The organism is Streptomyces sp. NBC_00669 (assembly GCF_036226785.1).
Classification (GTDB): Bacteria; Actinomycetota; Actinomycetes; order Streptomycetales; family Streptomycetaceae; genus Actinacidiphila.
Window position 1 is genome coordinate 6,899,768 of the sequence record NZ_CP109018.1, and the last position, 18,190, is coordinate 6,917,957.

An 18,190-nucleotide genomic window follows, 5' to 3' on the forward strand; every position below is an offset into this window, starting at 1 on the left:
CTACGGAATGGTGCCCGGGGTGGTGCGGGAAGGTGCCGAAGCTCTCGCCTCGGCGCTACCGGTCGATGCGGACGCTCGCGCCCGCGAGCTGATCCGCCACCTGCCGCATGTCGGCGTCCACCATCAGCCGGGCCAGCTCCTCGACCCTGACCTGTGGTCGCCAGCCGAGCAGGTCGCCGGCCTTGGAGGCGTCGCCGATGAGCGCGTCCACTTCGCTGGGCCGCTCGTACTTGGGGTCGTAGCGCACATGCTCGGCCGGGTCGAGGTCGGCGTGCGCGAACGCCGTGTCGAGGAACTGCCGTACGGTGGCGGCCCGTCCGGTGGCCACCACGTAGTCCTCGGGCTCGTCCCGTTGCAGCATCCGCCACATCGCGTCCACGTACTCCGGTGCGTAGCCCCAGTCGCGGACCGCGTCCAGGTTGCCGAGGTAGAGCCGCTGTTGCAGGCCGGCCTTGATCCGGGCCACTGCGCGGGTGATCTTGCGGGTCACGAAGGTCTCGCCGCGGCGCGGTGACTCGTGGTTGAACAGGATGCCGTTCACCGCGTACATCCCGTACGCCTCACGGTAGTTGACCGTCGCCCAGTAACCGAAGACCTTCGCGCAGGCGTAGGGGCTGCGCGGGTGGAAGGGGGTGCCCTCGTGCTGCGGGGGCGGGGTGGCGCCGAACATCTCGGAGGAGGAGGCCTGGTAGACGCGGGCGCCGATACCGCTGGCCCGGACTGCCTCCAGCAGCCGCAGCGCGCCCAGGCCGGTGACGTCGCCGGTGTACATCGGGGCGTCGAAGGAGACCCGCACATGCGACTGGGCGCCGAGGTTGTAGATCTCGCCCGGCTGGACGTCGCGCAGCAGGTTCACCAGCGCCACCCCGTCGGACAGGTCGGCGTGGTGGAGCACCAGCGACCGGTGGGCCTCCTGCGGGTCCTGGTAGATGTGGTCGATCCGCTCGGTGTTGAAGGACGAGGAGCGGCGCACGATGCCGTGCACCGTGTAGCCCTTGGACAGCAGCAGTTCGGCCAGGTACGAGCCGTCCTGCCCGGTGACGCCGGTGATGAGGGCGGTCTTGCCCACGTGTTCCCCCAAGGGTGGAGTGGTCGGGGCCGGTTGCCGGACCCGTGGCCGTGGCCGGGGCCGCAAAGCCGGGCCGTCGGTGTGCGGTCGGTCAGGCACGCACCCGGGACAGGCTGTCAGGGCAATTCACGGAATCGGCGGAATAGGGGGATCGGCACCATGCCGCCCCGAACGGCTGGCACAATCGCCGCCATGACCGAACTGCTGCCGCCCGGCGCCCGGATATTCGTCGCCGGCCACCGCGGGCTGGTCGGTTCCGCGATCGCCCGCCGGCTGACCGCCGACGGCCACCGGGTGCTGACCCGGACCCGCGCCGAACTCGACCTGCGCGACGCCGCCGGCACCGCCGCCTACCTGCGCGACACCCGGCCGGACGCGGTGGTGCTGGCCGCCGCCCGGGTCGGGGGGATCATGGCCAACTCGACCTACCCGGTGCAGTTCCTGGAGGACAACCTCGGCATCCAGTTGAGCGTGATCGCCGGCGCCCACCAAGCAGGCGTCCGCCGGCTGCTGTTCCTCGGCTCCAGCTGCATCTACCCTCGGCTGGCCGACCAGCCGATCCGCGAAGAGGCCCTGCTCACCGGCCCGTTGGAGCCCACCAACGAGGCGTACGCCCTCGCGAAGATCGCCGGCATCGTCCAGGTGCGGTCCTACCGGCGGCAGTACGGTGCCGGGTTCGTCTCGGCGATGCCGACCAACCTCTACGGCCCCGGCGACAACTTCGACCTCGCCACCTCGCACGTGCTGCCCGCGCTGATCCGCCGCTTCCACGAGGCCGAACGCGACCGGCTGCCCGAACTGGTGCTGTGGGGCAGCGGCACCCCGCGCCGCGAGTTCCTGCACGTGGACGACCTCGCGTCGGCCTGCGCGCTGCTGCTGCGGGAGTACGACGCCGACGAACCGGTCAACGTCGGCTGCGGTGCGGACCTGACCGTCCGCGAACTCGCCGAGACGGTAAGGGACGTGGTCGGCTACCGCGGCACCATCGGCTGGGACACCGGCAAGCCCGACGGCACCCCGCGCAAGCTGCTGGACGTGTCCCGGCTGCGGTCGCTGGGCTGGCAGCCGCGGATCGCGCTGCGCGACGGGATCGCGTCGGTGTACGCGGGCTGGCGGGCCGAACAGGGCGCCGGCGCCGCGTAATCCGGGCCCGGCACCGCGTAATCCGGCGCCGTGTAACCCGGGTTCGGCACCGCGTAAGCCGGCGCCGCGCGATCCGTTACCGCGTGATCCGGCGGCGCGTACTCCGAGCGTGCGCCCGAGGCCGGTGCCGGGCTCGGGCCCTCGCGCGGTTCTTGGCCGCTCCATCAGTAGGCCCCGCGTCCGTCGACGACCGCCCGCAGGGTACGGGCCATCACGTCCACGTCGCCGGCCAGCGACCAGTTGTCGACGTACCGCAGGTCGATCGCCAGCGTCTCGTCCCACGACAGCTCGCTGCGCCCGCTGACCTGCCACAGCCCGGTGATGCCCGGGCGCACCGCGAGGCGGCGGCGGGCCACCTCGTCGTAGCGGGCCACCTCGTCGGGCAGCGGCGGGCGCGGGCCGACCAGCGACATGTCGCCGCGCAGCACGTTCAGCAGCTGCGGCAGCTCGTCCAGCGAGCAGCGCCGCAGCACCCGGCCGATCCGGGTGATCCGCGGGTCGCGGCGCATCTTGAACATCAGCCCGTCGTTCTCGTTGCCGCCGGACAGCTCCAACTCGGGCCTGCGGGACTCCGCGTCGACCACCATCGTGCGGAACTTCCACATGGTGAACGGCGCGCCCGCCCGCCCGTACCGGATCTGCCGGTGGAAGGCCGGGCCCGGCGAGGTGAGCCGGATCGCGGAGGCCAGCACCGCGAACAGCGGGGCGAGCAGCAGCAGTCCGAGGGCCGCGCCGGTCCGGTCCACCGCGGTCTTCACCGCGACCGGGGTACCGGCCCGGGTCGGCGGCGCGATGTGCAGCAGCGCCAGGCCGGCGGGCGTGTCGAGCCGCATCCGGGCCAGGCCCACGTCCACCAGGCCCGGCACCACGGCGAGCGGCACGTCCGCGTCGTGCAGCGCCCACGACAGGCGGCGCAGCCGCTCGGCGGTCAGTCGTGGACCCGGCGAGACCAGGACGAGTTCGGCCCGGTGCTCGCGGACCGCGCCCAGCACGATGCCCGCGTCCTCGGCCGGGCCGGAGGGCGTGACCGGGCCGAGCCGGGAGGTGACCGGCGCCGCGCACTCCAGCTTCGCGCCGCCCACCGGCACCACCCCGACCACCAGGTAGGCGTGCCCGGTCCTGGCCGTGAGGTGGCCCACCACGTGGTCGGCGGCGCTCGGTTCGCCGATCACCAGCACCCTGCGGACCGCTCGGGCGGAGTGCCGGGCGGCGGTCAGGTGGCGGTGAGTGGCGGCACGCGTGGCCGTGGCCAGCAGCGGTGCGACGCCGATCCCGGCGAGGGACAGGGACGCGCTCGCGTTCTCCTCGAACGCGGTGCGCAGCACGGCCAGGACACCGAGCAGTACCAGCCAGTCGCCGAGTACGGCGGCCAGGCCGCTGCTCTCGCCGAGCGCGGCGGCGGTGTAGCGGCGGCGGCAGGCGCGTACCGCGAGCCAGGCCGCGGCCGCCAACGCGCCGCAGACGGCGGCGTGCGGCCGGCCGGTGCGGTGCAGGAGCGAGGCCAGCGGGAGAGCGGCGCCCAGCGCGTCGACGGTCAGCGTCAACGGCAGGTACCAGGGCGCCTTGTCGCCGTGGGCGCCGTGGGCGCTGTGCACGCGGTGGACGCCGTGCCAGCCGTGCAGGGCGCGCGCGGCACGGGCCCGACAGGAGCCGCCGGGCGCGCCCCCGGGTCTTCCGGGCGTGCCGGCCGCGTGCGGCAGCCCGGGCGCACCGGACAACACGGGAACGGTGGGAACAGCGGGAAGGGCGGACACGGTGGAGGTGGCGTGCGCGGCCGGCATCGCGTGCGCGGCAAGGGCATCGGTGCGCGCCGATGCCCTGGTGCCTATCGCGTGCCGTGCGCCGCCGCGCGCGGATCTTGGTGGTGGCTCACTGTCTACGGATGTTCCGGGCAGGGCAGGTGTTGCCGGGGTTGTTTCGCTACGCCGCATGGACCCCCCTGGCACCTCGCGACCGACGTGGAGCCCCAGCACTTCCCCAAGTGCTGGCGCTCCGTGACACCAGCGAACGCTAAGCCACGTAGGGCCCGTTCCGCTGCCGATTGCACATATTCGAGTCGATGTCATGACAGAGTTGACCTTCGTGCCGCAGACGGTCAGCTCGACGGTGTATAGCGCGGGACCGGCCGCAGCGCCAGGGGTGCGGTAAGGGGAGAAACCCTGGTCGAACGCCCCTTACAGTAGGACGTCGTGTCTCTCGTTCCCACTGTGCACCTGCCCGACGATCTCGCCGCCGCGCTCACCCGCAGGCTCGCCGCCACCGCCCCGACCCAGGCGTCCGCCCAGGTGGACCGGCTGATCGAGCACTACCGCGGCGCCACGCCGACCGCCGTGCCCGTGCTGCGCGACGCCGCCGACGCGGCGGCCTACGCCGCGTACCGGATGCCCGCCACGTACGCCGCCGCGCGCTCCGCGCTCGCGGCGCTGCACGCCCGTACCGCGGGCTGGACCCCGGCCACGCATCTCGACCTCGGCGGTGGCACCGGCGCCGCGCGGTGGGCGGTCGGAGACGTCTGGCCCGGGGCGGACGGCCCGGCCGGCACCGTACTGGACTGGTCGGCGGCCGCCCTCGACCTCGGCCGCGCGCTCGCCGCGGACTCCGCGACGCCGTCCGTGCGCGCCACGACCTGGACCCGCGCTCCGCTGTCCGGCGCGCCCGCCCTGCCCGCCGCCGACCTCGTGACCGTCTCCTACGTGCTCGGCGAGCTGACCCCCGGTGACCGCGCCGCCCTGGTCGGGGCCGCCGCCGCGGCGACCCGGCCCGGGGGCGTGGCGCTCGTCGCCGAACCCGGCACCCCCGACGGCTACGCGCGGATCATCGGTGCCCGGGACCGCCTCGTCGCCGCCGGGTTCACCGTCCTCGCGCCCTGCCCGCACAGCGGTCCGTGCCCGGTCACCGGCACCGACTGGTGCCACTTCGCCGCGCGCGTCCACCGCTCGGCCCTGCACCGCCAGGTCAAGGGCGGCACCCTGCCGTACGAGGACGAGAAGTTCAGCTACGTCGCCGCGGCCCGTCCCGCGGGGCCGGGGGATTCGGCTGAGGCCTCCGGGTCCGCCGGGTCCGCTGAGGTGACGGGCTCGGCGGCGGTGCCCGCCGCGAACCGCGTCGTCCGCCACCCCCAGACCCGCAAGGGCCAGGTGCTGCTCGACCTGTGCGCCGCCGCCGGCGACCTCACCCGCACCACCGTCAGCAAGCGCCAGGGCCCCCTCTACCGCGAGGCACGCGACGCCCGTTGGGGCGACCCGTGGCCGCCGGACCAGCCGCCGGCCGGGCCGGGCCCCGCTACGGATTCCGCCGACCCCCGCTGAGCACGCGCCAGGCGTAGACGCCGCTGTCGCCGGCCGCGCCGTCCACGAGAGCGTCGAGCTTTCCGCGGAACGGCACGGCCACCGCCCCGCCGCCGCAGACCACGTCCTTCGTCCCGCCCCGCGCCCGTACGGTGAGGTGGCCGCTGCCCGAGCAGGCGATCTGGAAGAGGTGCGGGCCGGGCAGTGTCTCGGCGATCTCCTCCCCGGTGTGCGCGGCCCAGTCGTAGCCCGACGCGACCGGCCCGCCGAGGTAGCCGGCCGGACGGTACCGGCCGACGAGGTCGAGGGCGGGCTCGGCGACGGCGCTCAGCGTGGCAGCGGAGGCGGCCCGCGAGACCGAGGGCGCGGCACCGGCGGCGCCGGACGCCGACCGCGCGGGGGACCCCGTATCCGAGCCGGACCCGGAGCACGCGGCGAGCGCGACCGCGCAGGCGCCGATCAGGAGCGCGGCGCCGCTACGCCGTACACCCCGCGCGGACGCCGCCGAACCCGGTGCGCGGGCGGGACGGTCGGGCGCGGCCCTGGTGCGATTCCGCGGTGCCGCGAGCCCGTTGGCGCCGTGCCGTTCTGCCGCCATGTCAACTCCCCTGGGAGCCCTGCGGGTTCCGGGCGTCCTGCCGGGGAGGACGGGAGCGGTGGGGGTGTCGGTTCCGGCCGGTCACAACCAGCCGACGCGGTGGAAGGCGCGGTAGCACAGGCCGGACAGGACGGCGGTGACGCCGAGCATGATCGGGTAGCCGTAGGTCCAGCCGAGTTCGGGCATGTGGTGGAAGTTCATGCCGTAGAAGCCGGCGATCATCGTCGGGATGGCGAGGATCGCGGCGCCCGCGCTGATCCGGCGCATGTCGACGTTCTGCTGCACGGCGAGCTGGCTGAGGTTGGCCGACAGCAGGCCGTCCACCAACTCGCCGTAGGCGATGAGGTGTTCGCGGACGTGCGAGAGGTGGTCGGCGACGTCGCGGAAGTAGCGGCCCATCTCGGTGTTGATCAGGCCGTCGGCGCCCTCGGTGAGGCGTTCCAGCGGCCGGGCCATCGGGAAGACGGCGCGCTTGAACTCGATGAGCTCGCGCTTGAGTTGGTAGATGCGGCTGGCGTCGTCGCCGTGCTCGGGCGAGAAGACGTCGGACTCCAGGGTGTCGACGTCGAGTTCGACCGCGTCGGCGACGTCGAGGTAGTCGTCGACGACCTGGTCGGTGATGGCGTGCAGCACGGCGGACGGGCCGTGCGCGAGCATCTCCGGGCGGCTCTCCAGGGCGCGCCTGACCCGGGCCAGGCCCGGCGCGCTGCCGTGCCGGACCACGACCACGAAGTCGGGGCCGAGGAAGATCATCACCTCGCCGGTGTCGACCACCTCGCTGGTCGCGGTGAGCTTCTCGTGCTCGACGAAGACGACGGTCTTCAGGACGAGGAAGAGGGTGTCGCCGTAGCGCTCCAGCTTCGGCCGCTGGTGGGCGTGGACGGCGTCCTCGACCGCGAGCGGGTGCAGCCCGAAGACCTCCGCGATCTCCTCCAGGTGCTCCGCGTCCGGCTCGTGCAGCCCTATCCACGCGAAGCCGCCGCGCTTGCGGGCCTCGTCCAGGGCCTGCTGCGGGGGCAGGGAGGCGGCCCGGCAGCCGTCCTCGTAGACCGCGCAGTCCACCACCACGTCGGCGGTGCAGCGCCGCTGCTCGGGCAGGTCGCCCTCGCCGTCGAGGGAGTGCCACTGCCCGGTGCGCCGCCACTGGCGGCCGAAACCGCGCCGGGAACCGTCCTTGCGGTGGATCACCGCGGGCCTGTTCGTCATCGTGCCTTCTCCAGTACCGCTCTTGCCGCGTTGTGCCCGGGGACGCCGCTGACTCCGCCGCCGCGGACCGCGCCCGCCCCGCAGAGGAAGACGTTCGCACATCCGGTGCCGACCCCCCAACGCCCTGTGGCCTGGGTCACATCGGCGCCGGTATCACCGTACCGGCCCCCGTCCGCCGCCCCGGCCCTCTGCCCGTCCGGCTCCTCGTCGGCGTACGGCCAGGACAGGTCGCGGTGGAAGATGTGGCCGCCCGGCAGCCCCACCTCCCGCTCCAGGTCGAGCGGCGACTTCGCCTCCAGGCACGGCCGCCCGTCCGCGTCGGTGGCCAGGCAGTCCGCCAGCGGTTCGGCGAGCACCGCGTCGAGCTGGGCCAGCGTCGCGGCCAGCAACTCCCGCTTGGTGCCCTCCGGGTCGGCCGCGAAGAGCCGGGCGGGCGCGTGCAGCCCGAAGAGGGTGAGGGTGTGCGCGCCGGTCGCGGCCAGCTCGGGGGAGAGGATCGACGGGTCGGTCAGCGAGTGGCAGTAGATCTCCGACGGCGGCGCGTCCGGCACCCGCCCGGCCGCCGCCTGCTCGTACGCCGTCTGCAACTGCCCGTACCCCTCGGCGACATGGAAGGTGCCGGCGAACGCGTCCCGCGGGTCCACCGCGCGGTCCCGCAGCCGCGGCAGGCGGCGCAGCAGCATGTTCACCTTGAGCTGCGCGCCCTCCGGCCGGGGCGGGTGCGCGGCGCCGAGCAGGCCGGCGAGCGCGTCCGGGGAGGCGTTGACCAGCACGTCGCGGGCCGCGACGGTACAAGTCCGGCCGCTCCCGGCGTCCTCGTACGTCACCTCCGCGACCTTGCCGTCCGTCGCGATCCCGGTCACCTCCGCGCCGGTCACGATCCGCGCGCCCGCCGCACGGGCGGCGGCCGCGAGCGCGTCCGTGAACGCGCCCATCCCGCCGATCGGCACGTCCCAGTCGCCGGTGCCGCCCCCGATCACGTGGTACAGGAAGCAGCGGTTCTGCCGCAGGGACGGGTCGTGGGCGTGGCTGAACGTGCCGATCAGCGCGTCGGTGAGGACCACGCCGCGCACCACGTCGTCGGTGAACGCGGCCTCCACGGTCTCGCCGAGCGGCCGTTCGAACAGCGCTTCCCACGCGGCCGGATCGCCCACCCTGCGCTCCAGCTCCGCCCGGGTCGGCAGCGGCTCGGTCAGCGTCGGGAAGACCTGCCGCGCGACGTGCCCGGTCATCGCGTAGAAGCGCTGCCACGCCTCGAAGTCCCGCTCCGAGCCGGTCAGCCGCGCGAACTGCTCCCGGGTGCGCGCGGTGTCCTCCGCGTCCACCAGCAGCCCGCTGTCGCCGTGCGGGGTGTACGACGAGATGCGGCGGCGGCGCACCGCGAAGCGCAGGTCCAGGTCGTCGACGATCTTGCGGGGGAGCAGGCTCACCAGGTACGAGTAGCGGGAGAGGCGGGCGTCCACCCCGGTGAACGCCCGCGTCGACACCGCGGCGCCGCCGGTCGCCGGCAGGCGCTCCAGCAGCAGCACGCTGCGGCCGGCTCTGGCGAGGTACGCGGCGGCCACCAGTCCGTTGTGGCCGCCGCCCACGATCACCGCGTCGTGCTGCGCACCGCTCGAAACGTCCATCCCGGCACTCTACGGTGCCCCTGACCCGCCCGGCTGCCCCGTTCTGCCGGTCGAGGGACCACCCCTCGGTGGGCGGTTGCGCGCGCAGTTCCCCGCGCCCCTGGGGCACTGCGGCTCCTCCCGCGCCAAGCACGGTTCAAGCCGCACCTACTCAGACTCAGGGGCGCGGGAACTGCGCGAGGTACCCCTTCTCTACGCACCGTTCTACCGTTCCCGTGGGCTAGCGCGTGACGCTTTGGCCGGTGTGACCTGCGGAAAAGGCGAAGGGGGAAGGTGTCCGGGTTCTGGCCCTTGCCTCAGCTGGTCACGGTATTCGGGGCTGTCTGGTCCAGCGATGGCGCTCTGGCTGGATCAGGATGACGGCGTACCGTGAGGACGTGGCAAGTGAGGACCTGGGACGGACGCTGCGACGCCTGCGGCGGTTGGCTGACCTGACGCAGGAAGAACTGGCTGAGCGCTCTGAGGTGTCGGTCGACGTCATTCGTCAGTTGGAGCAAGGACGGAAGCACTCGGCGAGGCTTCCCACGCTGCATGCGCTTGCCAACGGTCTGGGCGTGGAGCTGACGACGCTCCTGGGCGACCCTCCGGCGGTTGCCGCGACCGGTGAGAACGATGGTCCGCGCTTCGTTGCTGTGCGTCGCGCGATCATGCCCACTCTCTGGGAGCCGCCGCCACCTCCGATCGGTCCGGACTTCTCCTTGGACCGTCTGCGCGAGCAGATCGCGGACGCTTGGACGCATTACCACGCGGCTGAGTTCGACATCGTGATGAAGGTGCTTCCGGGGCTGATTGCCGATGCGCGTTCAGCCGCCGTCACCGGCAGTGAGAAGGGCCGAGGAGCCGGGTTCGCCGCTCTCGGCAAGGCACTTCAACTCGGCGGGCATGTCGCTGTCCGCATGGGGAAGACCGACTTGGCGTTGACGAGTCTGGAGCGTGCGGTAGACGCGGCCGGGTGCTCGTCGGACCCGCTGCTCGTACCCATGATCGTGAATTCCGTGGCTTGGACGTATCAACGGCAGGGGCGGCTCGCCGATGCCCTGGGCGTTGCTCTGCGCGCCGCCGACGCGATGAAGGCCGCCGGTCACACGGGCACGGCTGACGGGTTGAAGGTATGGGGCGCCTTGACCATGAGTGCCGCCACGTCGGCTGCCAGAAACAGCGACTACGCGCGGGCGACGAAGATGATGGAGGCGGCAGAGAAGGAGGCCGCCCACGTCTCCAAGCTTCCCGCTGGCACCGACAACCGCATGGTCAGTGTCTTCAGTCCGTCATCCGTCCGGATCGAGCGCGTTCGTTTGGCCGTCCAATACGGCCACCCTGAGGACGCCCTGAAGTTGGCCAAGGGCATGCGCCTTTCGAAGGACACCCCTCCGTCATGGCGCACCTGGCTGCTCCTTGACGTGGCACGTGCCCACACCGACCTCGGGGACGCGTCCGGCGCGGTCAAGACCTTGGAGTCGCTGCGTCGGGTGGCGCCGACATGGATGCAGCACCACACTCTCGCCGTCGCCATCGTGCGCGATCTGTGGTCGCTGCCCAACCACCCAGCCGGGTTGCGGGCACTGGCCGAGTTCGTGGGAGTCGCTTTTTAACGTCCTCAAAGTGGGACGTGGCGTCCCTGTCACGGACCTCGGTACATCGACAGTCTGGAACGAATCCCCCCGAGATGTCGTTCGACACCGACCGAGGCATTGAGATGACCGTGAAGACTGTCGCACGTCCCCGAGGACACCCCGGATACTCCGAAACGCTTCCGTGTGCTGCTGAGAGCGCGAAGATCGCCCGCCGACTGATCGGTGCTGCTGTGTGCGCCTGGGAAATGGAAGCCCTCGCGGACGACGGCGCCCTTGTCGTCACCGAACTGGTCGCCAACGCTGCCCAGCACACCAAGTCCCGTTTGATTCGAGTCGTGATCATCCGCCCAGCGCTCGACACCGTGCGCATTGAGGTGGTGGATCGATCACCTACTCTCCCTCTGGCCCTGTGCCCCGAAGCCGACGACCTGCGCGGGCACGGCCTGGCTCTCGTGGACGACGTGACCAAGCAGTGGGGCACCGAACGCTTGCCATGGGGAAAACGGGTATGGGGCGTACTCACCTGTGAGGCGGGCCAGTGATCCGTAAGTGGGGCGTCGTCCTGTTGTTGGGGTGGACGCGTATTGCCCTGCTGGTCGGGCTGGCTGCTGTGTGCGGATTGGTGGTGGGGCCGGCGGTCGGGTCTGATCCGCACTTTCCCCGACGGGCTTGGCCCGTCGTTTCTGATCGTCCGTCCCGGCTGATGTGAGTCCCTGCAACGTCTCCGCCTTCCCACCCCGGGCGGGGGCGGGCTCACGGGGGTTGGTCGCCCGTGCGGCCGGGGCGGGTGCCCTTTGCGGGCATCGTCTGAACGCTTGGTGGAAGTGAGGAGTTGTGCTGCGTATGCCTGTCAGGCGTGTGGAGCGGTTCATCTGCGGTCGGCGGACATTGGTGCCGGATGCATTGGTGCGGACGGTGCGATCCGCCGAGTCCCGTGGCCGCGTTCCCGCTGCGGCGCGGACCTGCGTAGATGTGTCTGCCCCCGGTGGGGCCGAGGTCCCGAACCAACCAGAGAGACAAGGATTCTGTAGATGATCAGCACGTCCCGCCGTGCCGCTCCTGACTCTGCCGCCTTACCGGCTTCCGGAGGGCGCTGGCGGATCGCCGCTGCGTTCGGGCACGCGGTGTCCGGTTATCTGCCCGCCTGGGCGGAGAACGACCCGTCGGAAGAGGGTGTGCCGATCGAGGAGTTCGGGGTTCGGCTCAGCGATGTCAGCCATTGCGCGGAGTTCGAGGGCCAGACGGTCCGTGTCCGCACCAGCGACCGCAGGGGCGAGCAGCCTGCGGAGGAGCAGATCCTGTACGGCAGCATCGACTGTCACCCCTACGCCGAGGACCCCGAACCCCGCGTCCCCGTGGTGAACATCAACATCACGAACGGCTGCTGGGTCAACGACCTGGACCCCGCCGGGCTGGCCGCGTTCATCGCGAAGCTCCGCGCCCAGGTGGACCGCCTGGAGGGTGAGGTACTGCCCGCGCTGGTGGCGGCTTGTGCGGACTGGGAGGTGAACGGGCGGGCGAGAAGAGACGCGGGCGCGGACGGCTGAGCACAGCCCCGCCGCGCCCCGGCAGGGGGAAGCAGCCCCCCCGCCTTTCTCAGGAGCCGGAGGCCCTCGGCTGGGTACGGGAGAAAGCCGAGCGCGGAGCGGTCCACCGGGTTGGTCGCTCCCGACACCTCCCAGTCATCCGCCCACGCGATGATGTGCCCGCCGATCGCAGCGACCCCCGTGAGCACCTGCTCCTCTTGCCGCTCCGGTGACGACGTAGCGTCCGACTTCCGGCTCAACCGCCGCACGCCGACCACGCACTTCCCGCACCCGCAGTACTCCCCGATACCCCCCATGGCTTCCATGGTCAGCCGATCCCGTCCCGCACCAAAGTGCGTTTAACGGTGCCTGCTCGCGACAAGCCCACCACCGGCAGGTGGTCCCTCGACCGGCAGGGCGGGGCAGCCGGGCGGGTCAGGGGCACCGTGGGGGGTTCCAGGAGGCGATGGGGTCGAAGCTGCGGAGGGCGGCCGTGGGGGAGATACGGGAAGCCGCGGCGATGGCGAGGTCGCGGAGGAGGGTGGTGGAGCGGTGCCGGGTGGAGAGAAGCCGGGCCACGCGCGCGGAGGAGGCGACGACGGAGGTCGTACGGGGCAGCCGCGCGGCCGTGTAGGACGCGAGCGCGGCACCCGTTTCCGCACCGGCAAGGTGATACGCGAGGACCACCGCGTCCTCGACCGCTTGGTTGCCGCCCTGCCCGAGGAAGGGAGTGGCGGCGTGGGCGGCGTCGCCGAGCAGGACCGTACGGCCGCGGTGGAAGGCGGGGAGCGGCTCGTGCAGGTGGTGGAGGTCGTTGCGGAGGACCTCCGCGGGCGCCGCGGCGGCGATGATCGCGGGGACGGGCTGGTGCCACCGCCCGAACCGCTCCCGCAGTTCGCCCCGCTCCCCGTCGGGACCGGTGCCGTGGCCGCCGGGCGGCGCGAGCGCGGCGGCGTACGCGTAGACGCGGCCGTCCGCCAGCGGTTGGGTGCCCCACAGGCGGCCGGCGCCCCAGGTCTCGTGGGGCGCGAAGGGCTCGGCCGGGGCGGCGACGACCGTACGCCAGGAGGTGAAGCCGCTGTACGCGGGCCCGGGATGGGAGGGGAAGAGCGCGGAACGCACCCGGGAGTGGATGCCGTCGGCGGCCACGACGAGGTCGGCGGTGAACTCGCGGTCGTCGACGGTGCGTACGACCGCCGGCCGCCCGTCGGGGTCGCCCTCGTCGAGGAGCTGGGCGGCGCTGCCGGTCCGCAGGGCGCCGGACGGCAGTCGCGCGGCGAGGCGCCCGATCAGCTCCGCGCGGTGCACCAGCACGATCGGCCCGCCGAACCGCTCGGCGGCGGCCGCGCTGCTGGTCCGGGCGAGCCAGCGGCCGGAGGGGCTGCGCATCCCGCCGTCGCCCTGCCACGCGCCCAGTGCGCGCAGCTCCGCGCCGAGGCCGACCGTGTCGAAGGCCCGTAGCCCGTTGGGCGCGAGCGCGATGCCGGCGCCGACCGGCGCGAGCGTGTCGGCCCGCTCCAGGACGGTGGTCCGCCAGCCGCGCAGGTGCAGCGCGAGCGCGGCGGTGAGCCCGCCGATGCCGCCGCCGATGACGACGGCGTGCGCAGTGGACATGTCCTTCCTCCTGTCCCGGCCGGGGCCGGACCCCCGTTCACTACAGCTGTAGTGGATGCGGCTCACCGTACTACGGATGTAGTGGAGGTGGTAGAGATGGGGCATGGCCAGCCACTCCGCCGCCGCGCGCGCCGACCTCGTCGCCGACACCGCGCTGACCCTGCTCGCCGAACGCGGCATGCGCGGGCTCACCCACCGTGCCGTGGACGAGGCGGCCGGGCTGCCCCAGGGCTCGACCTCCAACCACGCCCGCACCCGCCTGGCGCTGCTCGAAACGGCGGTACGGCGGCTGGCCGAGCGCGAGGCGTCGGTGCTGGCGCTGAGCGAACTGCCCCCGGGCATGCCCGCGCCGGGGGAGGGCCCAGGGGAGCGGTCGGGTGCGCGGCGCGAGGCCGGCACGTCGGCGGCGGAGGCCGGTACGCCGGCGGACCTGATGGCCGACGCCCTCTCCCTCGCCCTGCACCGCTACCTCACCCGCCACCGCGCCCTGCTGGTCAGCCGGTACGAACTCGCGCTCGAAGCCACCCGGCGGCCGGAGCTGCGCGAGGTCTACGACGCGGCCGGGCGGCGGTTCCAGGAGCCGCTGGCGGCGATGATGGCCGCGGCCGGCTCGGCCGAACCCCAGCGGCACGCACTGTCGTTGACCGCCTGGTCCGAGGGCGTGCTCTTCTCCTGCGCGGTGGGCGGTCACCACGCCGCCGCCCCCAGCAGGGAGGAGTTGCGGCGCGGTTTCCGCGAACTGCTGCGCGGTGCCTTGGGTGAGGCCGCGCCCGACGCCTGAACCGGCTGCCGACGCCTGAACCGGCCGCCGGGGTCGGCCGGTCGAGCCGGTTCGGTCGTCGCCGGGTCAGCCGGTCGGCGGGCGCAGCTCCATCGTGCAGCACTTGACGCTGCCGCCGGCCTTGTGGAACTCCGACATGTCGACCGGCACCGGGACGAACCCGCGGCTCCGCAGCGGCTTGTGCAGGCCCTTCGCGGCGCGCGGCAGCAGGACGTTGCGGCCGTCGCCGACCGCGTTGAGCCCGAGGACCGCGGCGTCCTTCTCCGTGGCCAGGAGGGCGTCCGGGAAGAGGCGTTCGAGGACGGCGCGGCTGCCCGGGGTGAAGGCGCCCGGGTAGTACATGATCTCGTCGGACGTGTCGTCGAGCACCGCCAGCGCGGTGTCGAGGTGGTAGTAGCGGGGGTCGGTGAGTTCGAGGCTGATCACCGGGCGGCGGAAGAACTCCTGCGCCTCGTCGTGCGCGAGCGGGCTGCTGCGGAAGCCCTGCCCGGCCAGCAGCCAGGAGGACGTCACCGCGAAGTCGCCCTCGCCTTCGTTGACGTGGTCCGGTTCACGGATGTCGGGGTAGCCGTGGGCGCGGAACCAGGCGAGGTGCGCGGGGGCCTCGGCGGTCCGCTCCGGGTTGGCGAACCGCGCGCCCAGCACCCGGCCGTCCACCACGGTGGCGCCGTTCGCCGCGAAGACCATGTCGGGCAGGTCGGGCAGCGCGTCCATCACCTCCACGGTGTGGCCGAGCGCGCGGTAGCGGTCGCGCAGGTCCTCCCACTGGAACAGGGCGAGCGCCGGGTCCACCGGTTTCTTCGGGTCCATCCAGGGGTTGATGCTGTACGTCACTCGGTAGTGCGCCGGTGGGCACATCAGGTACCGGCGGGGCGTCGCGATGCGCAATGGGGGCTCCTCGGGGGATGGGTGAGTGCCTGACTTGCACGAGCGCCCTCCCGTCGGACGGTCGGCCCGAGGGAGGACGCGGGGTCCTACGAGTGCATTGTGCGCTCATTCGGGTGCCCCTGACCCGCCCGAGTGGTGTGTTCTGTCGGTTGAGGGACCACCTGCCGGTGGGTGGTTGCGCGCGGCGTTCCCCGCGCCCCTTGCCCTTCGGGGTGGTGTGGTTTGTCGGTTGAGGGGTCAGCTGTCGGTGGGGGGTTGGGCGCGCAGTTCCTCGCGCCCCTGACCCGCCCGGGTGGTGTGGTTTGTTGGTTGAAGGGCCGCCTGCCGGTGGGTGGTTGCGCGCGGCGTTCCCCGCGCCCCTTGCCCTTCGGGGTGGTGTGGTTTGTTGGTTGAGGGATCAGCTGTTGGTGGGTGGTTGGGCGCGCAGTTCCTCGCGCCCCTGAGCCGCCCGTTGACGGGCCGCCTGTTGGTGGGGGGTTGGGCGCGGCCCTGGGGATGTGCGGGTCAGAAGCCGATCGCTTCGCGGAGGAGGAGGACGGTGCCGCGGTCGGGGAGGTGTTCCGCGTGGAGGACGAGAACGCGGTTGACGGCGCTGGGCCACCCGTACGCCGCGCGGGTGCGGGCGCTTTCCAGCGGGAGGCAGTGCTCTTCGACGCGCCGCAGCGCGGTGTCGAGGTCGGGGACGACCTTCTGCGCGCCGACCACCCAGATCGCGCGGGCGGCCCCGCCGGCGTAAGCGGGCAGTTGGCTGCCGCTGCCGGAGGCGATCACGAGGGAGCCGGTCTCGGTGAGCGCGGCGACGCTGCCCACGATGACGTCGGGGACGGCGAGCAGCCGCCGGATGTCGTCGGCGCCGGTGACGCGGTCCATCGCGAGGACGCGTGGCTTGACGGCGTCGTACCGTCCACCCGCGTTGATGTCGTCGTCGATGCCGGACAGGCGGAGGGTCTCGCTGGCGGCGGTGAACACGCCGGCGCCCGCCGGGATCAGCTCTTTGACGCGGGCGCGCGCGGCGGGGGCGTCGTCGAGGATCTCCACGGTGAAACCGTGCGCGGCCAGCGCGGCGGCGGCCCGCTCCAGGCGCTGGGCGGGTGCCGCTTCGGTGAAGGGCGTCGCGGGTGGTTCGGGTGTCGGGGACGTTGCGGATGTCGCTGCGGTCATGATGTCGGTGGACTCTCTGTTCGCCGGAAGGGATGTCTCTCTCAGCGGTTCGACAACGCGGGCCGCCGGAGTGTGAGGCGGCGGCGCCGGCCTCACACTCCGGCGGGCTGTGGTGTCGTAAAGGGGAGGGCGGAGACGAACCGAGGGAGCCGTCGGCACCATGACCACCCGAACCGGGTACGTACACGGCCGGCCCGATCCGGGCCTGGACGCGTTCCTGAGGGAGCGGCGCCGGCTGATCAACCTGGCCTACCGGCTGCTGGGCTCGCTGGCCGAGGCCGAGGACGCCGTCCAGGAGACCTTCGCGCGCTGGTACGCCATGTCGCCGCGGCAGCAGGAGGCCATCGCGTCCCCCGGCGCCTGGTTGACGACGGTCGCCGGCCGGATCTGCCTCAACCTGCTCGGCTCGGCGCGGGCCCGGCGGGAGACCTACGTGGGGGAGTGGCTCCCCGAGCCGCTGCCGGACCGTACGGAGTGGATCGACGGGCGGCCGGGCGTGGCGGCCGAGGCGGACCCGGCCGACCGGGTCACCCTGGACGAGTCGGTGGATCTGGCCCTCCTGGTCGTGCTCGAAGCGATGACTCCGGCCGAGCGCGTCGCGTTCGTCCTGCACGACGTCTTCCGGTACTCGTTCGTGGAGGTGGCCGGCATCGTCGGCCGTACGCCGGCGGCCTGCCGGCAGTTGGCCTCCTCGGCCCGCCGCCGGGTCCGCGCCTCGCGGCCCTCCACGACCGCGTCCGCCGAACGCGCCCTTGTCGTAAAGGACTTCAAGCAGGCGTGGGAGGCCAAGGACATCGGCGCGCTGATCTCCCTGCTCGACCCCGACGCCACCGCGACCGCCGACGGCGGCGGCCTCGCCGCGACCTTCGTGCGGCCGATCGAAGGGGCCGGGCGGATCGCCCGCGCGTGGATCGAGATCGCCCGCCGCAGGCCCGACGACATGGCCTTCCTGGAACGCACGGTCAACGGCCGGCCCGGGCTGGTCGCCCTCCAACGCGGCCGCGCCGTCACGGTCTTCGCGTTCGACGTCGCGGACGACCGGATCAGGCGGATCTGGGTCGTCCGCAACCCGGAGAAGCTCCGCTCCTGGAAACCGAGTTGACGTGGGGCCCGTTCTCAGCCGGCGACGCGGGCCGCGTCGAGGCCGGCGAGGATCTGGTCCACGGTCTGGTGGGGGGTCTGGTGCGACGTGTCCAGCCAGAGCCCGCGGCGCGGGGTGTCCCGGCGCAGCGCCTCGTCCAAAGCGTCGATCGTCCAGGGGCCGCCGTAGCCGTTCTTGGGGCGGTCGGCCTCCCGCGCGGCGACCGCGTCGGGGCGGGGCGCGAGGACGACCAGATACCGGGGCCTCGTCGTGACGGCCTCAAGGTAGGCGTCCAAGTGCCCGCCGAGCACGACGTCTTGGACGACCACCGTCCAGCCCTCCCGCGCGTACAGGTCCGCGACCGCGGCGGACGCCCGGTGGCGCAGCCGCAGTTGGGCCGTCGCCTCGGTGCTCGGCCGCGGGGTGAACTCCTCGCGGCCGGAGACGATCATCCGCCGGAAACCGTCGCCGCGCAGGTGCACGGAGCGCGCCAGCCGCTCGGCCGGCAGTTGGGCGACGGTGGACTTCCCGGCTGCCATGACGCCGGTGACGAGCACGACCGCGGAACCGAGTTCCCGCACCTGCTTGCCTCCGTCCGGTCCGGCCGAGTGGACACGACACGCCTCGCCGCGCC

The 18,190-nt window shown here is 73.0% G+C and carries 16 protein-coding genes; 7 read left to right on the forward strand and 9 right to left on the reverse strand.

What is annotated here, in order from left to right:
• Positions 1-55 precede the first annotated feature (55 nt).
• Positions 56-1,069 (reverse strand): GDP-mannose 4,6-dehydratase, encoded by a 1,014-nt coding sequence (gene gmd, locus OG896_RS29035; RefSeq protein WP_329374351.1) that lies wholly within the window; start codon positions 1,067-1,069, stop codon positions 56-58.
• Positions 1,070-1,261: 192 nt separating this feature from the next.
• Here gmd and OG896_RS29040 point away from each other — a divergent pair, with 192 nt between their 5' ends.
• A complete protein-coding gene (locus tag OG896_RS29040) occupies positions 1,262-2,212 on the forward strand; it encodes a GDP-L-fucose synthase family protein (RefSeq protein WP_329370074.1) in 951 nt (316 codons plus the stop codon).
• A 164-nt stretch (positions 2,213-2,376) separates the two neighbouring features.
• On the opposite strand, the gene OG896_RS29045 is transcribed toward OG896_RS29040, so the two are convergent.
• Positions 2,377-3,930, reverse strand: a complete 1,554-nt coding sequence (locus OG896_RS29045; protein ID WP_329370076.1) for a sugar transferase — start codon at positions 3,928-3,930, stop codon at positions 2,377-2,379.
• A 471-nt stretch (positions 3,931-4,401) separates the two neighbouring features.
• Between OG896_RS29045 and OG896_RS29050 the strand changes: the two genes are divergently transcribed.
• Entirely contained in the window at positions 4,402-5,520 is a 1,119-nt protein-coding gene (locus OG896_RS29050; protein WP_443057167.1) for a small ribosomal subunit Rsm22 family protein, read from the forward strand.
• Here the strand turns inward: OG896_RS29050 and OG896_RS29055 are convergent.
• The 3 genes from OG896_RS29055 to OG896_RS29065 form a co-directional block, all read right to left on the reverse strand.
• Positions 5,495-6,097, reverse strand: coding sequence for a hypothetical protein (locus tag OG896_RS29055; RefSeq protein ID WP_329370078.1), 603 nt, complete (start codon positions 6,095-6,097; stop codon positions 5,495-5,497). The two genes, OG896_RS29050 and OG896_RS29055, sit on opposite strands and share 26 nt — an antisense overlap.
• A gap of 81 nt (positions 6,098-6,178) precedes the next feature.
• Positions 6,179-7,303: a magnesium/cobalt transporter CorA gene (corA, locus tag OG896_RS29060; protein WP_329370080.1), complete on the reverse strand. Its 1,125-nt coding sequence runs from the start codon at positions 7,301-7,303 to the stop codon at positions 6,179-6,181.
• Complete coding sequence (locus OG896_RS29065) at positions 7,300-8,931, reverse strand: phytoene desaturase family protein (protein ID WP_329370082.1); 1,632 nt, start codon at positions 8,929-8,931, stop codon at positions 7,300-7,302. Before OG896_RS29065 ends, corA begins: the two co-directional genes overlap by 4 nt.
• Positions 8,932-9,308: 377 nt before the next feature.
• On the opposite strand from OG896_RS29065, the gene OG896_RS29070 reads away from it, so the two are divergent.
• The 3 genes from OG896_RS29070 (at position 9,309) to OG896_RS29080 (ending at position 12,052) form a co-directional block, all read left to right on the forward strand.
• Complete coding sequence (locus OG896_RS29070; protein WP_329370083.1) at positions 9,309-10,523, forward strand: helix-turn-helix domain-containing protein; 1,215 nt, start codon at positions 9,309-9,311, stop codon at positions 10,521-10,523.
• Positions 10,524-10,597: 74 nt separating this feature from the next.
• Positions 10,598-11,047 (forward strand): ATP-binding protein, encoded by a 450-nt coding sequence (locus tag OG896_RS29075; protein ID WP_329370085.1) that lies wholly within the window; start codon positions 10,598-10,600, stop codon positions 11,045-11,047.
• A 489-nt stretch (positions 11,048-11,536) separates the two neighbouring features.
• On the forward strand, positions 11,537-12,052 hold the full coding sequence (locus OG896_RS29080) for a DUF6907 domain-containing protein (protein WP_329370087.1): 516 nt from the start codon (positions 11,537-11,539) through the stop codon (positions 12,050-12,052).
• Between the two features lie 414 nt (positions 12,053-12,466).
• Here OG896_RS29080 and OG896_RS29085 read toward each other — a convergent pair whose 3' ends face one another.
• Positions 12,467-13,645: an FAD-dependent oxidoreductase gene (locus tag OG896_RS29085; RefSeq protein WP_329370088.1), complete on the reverse strand. Its 1,179-nt coding sequence runs from the start codon at positions 13,643-13,645 to the stop codon at positions 12,467-12,469.
• A 103-nt stretch (positions 13,646-13,748) separates the two neighbouring features.
• Between OG896_RS29085 and OG896_RS29090 the strand changes: the two genes are divergently transcribed.
• Entirely contained in the window at positions 13,749-14,426 is a 678-nt protein-coding gene (locus OG896_RS29090) for a TetR/AcrR family transcriptional regulator (protein ID WP_329370090.1), read from the forward strand.
• 66 nt (positions 14,427-14,492) lie between these two features.
• On the opposite strand, the gene ddaH is transcribed toward OG896_RS29090, so the two are convergent.
• Positions 14,493-15,314: a dimethylargininase gene (gene ddaH / locus OG896_RS29095; RefSeq protein WP_443057168.1), complete on the reverse strand. Its 822-nt coding sequence runs from the start codon at positions 15,312-15,314 to the stop codon at positions 14,493-14,495.
• 504 nt (positions 15,315-15,818) lie between these two features.
• Positions 15,819-16,475: an LUD domain-containing protein gene (locus OG896_RS29100; protein WP_329370091.1), complete on the reverse strand. Its 657-nt coding sequence runs from the start codon at positions 16,473-16,475 to the stop codon at positions 15,819-15,821.
• Between the two features lie 160 nt (positions 16,476-16,635).
• On the opposite strand from OG896_RS29100, the gene sigJ reads away from it, so the two are divergent.
• Entirely contained in the window at positions 16,636-17,577 is a 942-nt protein-coding gene (gene sigJ, locus OG896_RS29105) for an RNA polymerase sigma factor SigJ (RefSeq protein ID WP_329370093.1), read from the forward strand.
• A 14-nt stretch (positions 17,578-17,591) separates the two neighbouring features.
• On the opposite strand, the gene OG896_RS29110 is transcribed toward sigJ, so the two are convergent.
• The gene (locus OG896_RS29110) at positions 17,592-18,137 is read right to left on the reverse strand and encodes an AAA family ATPase (protein ID WP_329370094.1); all 546 of its coding nucleotides are present in this window, start codon (positions 18,135-18,137) and stop codon (positions 17,592-17,594) included.
• Positions 18,138-18,190 lie beyond the last annotated feature (53 nt).

Bases quoted from the DNA above. Each gene is read 5' to 3' on its own strand.
- OG896_RS29040 (WP_329370074.1), top strand. From the start codon at position 1,262: ATGACCGAACTGCTGCCGCCCGGCGCCCGGATATTCGTCGCCGGCCAC.
- OG896_RS29055 (WP_329370078.1), bottom strand. From the start codon at position 6,097: ATGGCGGCAGAACGGCACGGCGCCAACGGGCTCGCGGCACCGCGGAAT.
- corA (WP_329370080.1), bottom strand. From the start codon at position 7,303: ATGACGAACAGGCCCGCGGTGATCCACCGCAAGGACGGTTCCCGGCGC.
- OG896_RS29065 (WP_329370082.1), bottom strand. From the start codon at position 8,931: ATGGACGTTTCGAGCGGTGCGCAGCACGACGCGGTGATCGTGGGCGGC.
- OG896_RS29075 (WP_329370085.1), top strand. From the start codon at position 10,598: ATGTCGTTCGACACCGACCGAGGCATTGAGATGACCGTGAAGACTGTC.
- OG896_RS29080 (WP_329370087.1), top strand. From the start codon at position 11,537: ATGATCAGCACGTCCCGCCGTGCCGCTCCTGACTCTGCCGCCTTACCG.
- OG896_RS29085 (WP_329370088.1), bottom strand. From the start codon at position 13,645: ATGTCCACTGCGCACGCCGTCGTCATCGGCGGCGGCATCGGCGGGCTC.
- OG896_RS29090 (WP_329370090.1), top strand. From the start codon at position 13,749: ATGGCCAGCCACTCCGCCGCCGCGCGCGCCGACCTCGTCGCCGACACC.
- OG896_RS29100 (WP_329370091.1), bottom strand. From the start codon at position 16,475: ATGACCGCAGCGACATCCGCAACGTCCCCGACACCCGAACCACCCGCG.
- sigJ (WP_329370093.1), top strand. From the start codon at position 16,636: ATGACCACCCGAACCGGGTACGTACACGGCCGGCCCGATCCGGGCCTG.